We start from the raw sequence: 2025 nt of genomic DNA, 5'->3' as shown, positions 1-2025 counted from the left end.
GTTGAAGAAGAGATAGGCGAGCGTCGAGGGGAAGATCAGGATGTAGCCGAGCGTCGCCAGCGTCAACCCGTCGAATTGGATGACGTTGCCGCGCCAGGCCTCCCAGACGGCGGTGGGCAGCAGCATGATCGCGCCACAGCAGGTGGTGAAGGACAGGAAGGAGAGCTGATGAACCTTCGGCCGGCGCGGGATGAAGGCGGAGTAGAGCCCGAATGCCACCAGCGAGGACGCGAACATGATGTCGCCCCTGTTGAAGCTGATGCTTGCCAGCGCCGCGAGATCGCCGCGCAGGATGATGATGAGCACGCCGAGAAGCGAGATCGCGATGCCGGCGAGCTGAGCACCGGTCAGCCGCACGCCGAACAGCGCCAGCGACCACAGCGCCACGAACAGCGGCCCGGCCGACTGGATCAGCAGCGCGTTCAGCGCCTCCGTGTATTGCATCGCCCAGTACGAGATCGCGTTGTTGAAGGCGAAGCCGACCAGCGACAGGAACAGCATCAGGGGCAGGCTCTTGCGCAGAGCCGGCCAGTCGCGCTTCAGATGTGGCCAGGCGAACGGCAGCAGGATGAGGAACACGCCGAACCAGCGGATCGTGGTCATCGTCAGCGGCGGCACGTGCGCGCCGACATGGCGCGCGAGCACGATGTTGGCCGCCCAGAACAGCGAGCTCAGGCTGAGCAGCAGATAGGGCTGGTTGTTGAGCCAACTGGCCGGATTCGAGGCTGGTGGCGCGGGCGAAGCGATCGTCATTGGGGTCGGATGCAACTTGCGCCCGATTGCCGTCGTGACACAAGTCACGCGACCGCAATGCTACAATGCAGGCATGACCTGAGGAGGTGCCATTGGCGGTCAATATGTTAAACATCGCTGCGCCCGGCGCGTGATCGTCGCGGCGAGGCGGAAGGACGAAGAGCCGCCGCGGCCTACGTCTTCCGCCCGGCGCGCGCATCCGGCATCGACGCATCGACAGCGGCGTGGCAGGCCGTCTGCAACAGCCGGCAGACTTCCTCGGTCGACCGCTGCGGGCTCAGCGCTGTGAAGGTCGGATAGCTCGTCAGGACGAAGATCAGGTCCACGGCATCCTGCACGGCCCGCTTTGCGGCACGGCTCTCCGTGATGCGTGTCACCAGTCCCGTCACAAGCTCACGCCGCCGCTCGTTGCGCGCGACCAGCGCATTGCCGAATTCGGGATCGGTTGCGATCGCCTGGTTGAGGCCGCCGATCGCGGGGTCGTGCGCCCAGAAGGTACAGAAGATCGCGACGACGCGATCGAGCGCGGCGCGGGGGTCCGGCAACGCCATCACGTCGGCCAGCTCGAACAGCCCGCCCTGCCGCGCGATGTCGTCGAACACGGCCTCCAGCAGTCCGCGCCGCGATCCGAACTGGTTGTAGACGGTCAGCCGCGTGACGCCGGCCGCCTTCGCCACCACGTCGAGCGAGAAGTTCGCGATGCTCGCATCCTTGCGCAGCAGGCGCGCACCGGCCGCGATGATGCGTTCGCGCGTCTCCGCGGCCGCGGAGGCGCGGACCGAGCTCACATAGCTGCGCTTCGGCATCGCCCTGCCATTGTCTTGACGCATTGATTATACATGATGTATATCCAATTTAGAAGCCGGTTTGGAGCTTGCCATGCAGACTGCCCTCGTAATCGCACTGTCGCTTCATGTGTTGTCGTCCGTGTTCTGGGCTGGATCAAGCTTTGCGCTGGCGCGAACCGGAGCAGCCGGGGGCGAGCAACTCGTCGGTCCACAGCTCGGCGCGGCGACGGTTGCGATCCTCACCGGCGGCTATCTCGGGCATCTCGTTCATTCCGGCAGCTTTGGCACGGCCGAGCAGGTGCTCGCGCTTGGCGCGGTTTGCGCGCTGATCGCAGCCGGCATTCAGGCCGCGACCGGCCCCCGTGCGCTGCTGAGCTTGCGCCGTGGCACGAGCGAGGCCGCGGATGTGCGCTCACGCATCGCGACCGCCCAGCGCGTGGCCGCCGCTCTGCTCGCCATCACCGCCCTCTGCATGGGCGCGGCG

The 2025-nt window shown here is 66.3% G+C and carries 3 protein-coding genes; 1 reads left to right on the top strand and 2 read right to left on the bottom strand.

What is annotated here, in order from left to right; genetic code table 11:
* On the bottom strand, positions 1 to 753 hold a 753-nt coding region (locus AC1D00_RS38625; protein ID WP_477014294.1), incomplete at its 3' end, for a DMT family transporter.
* Between the two features lie 173 nt (positions 754 to 926).
* Positions 927 to 1583 (bottom strand): TetR/AcrR family transcriptional regulator, encoded by a 657-nt coding sequence (locus tag AC1D00_RS38620; protein WP_477014293.1) that lies wholly within the window; start codon positions 1581 to 1583, stop codon positions 927 to 929.
* Positions 1584 to 1632: 49 nt separating this feature from the next.
* Here AC1D00_RS38620 and AC1D00_RS38615 point away from each other — a divergent pair.
* Positions 1633 to 2025, top strand: a 393-nt coding sequence (locus AC1D00_RS38615) for a hypothetical protein (RefSeq protein WP_477014292.1), incomplete at its 3' end; no start/stop codon positions are given.

This window comes from Bradyrhizobium sp. P2_E8 (assembly GCF_056403875.1).
Note: the sequence above shows the minus strand (reverse complement) of the source record. Positions and strands in the feature narration are given on the sequence as shown.

Excerpts from the sequence above, each read along its gene's own strand:
- AC1D00_RS38620 (WP_477014293.1), bottom strand. The coding sequence starts at position 1,583 with ATGCGTCAAGACAATGGCAGGGCGATGCCGAAGCGCAGCTATGTGAGC.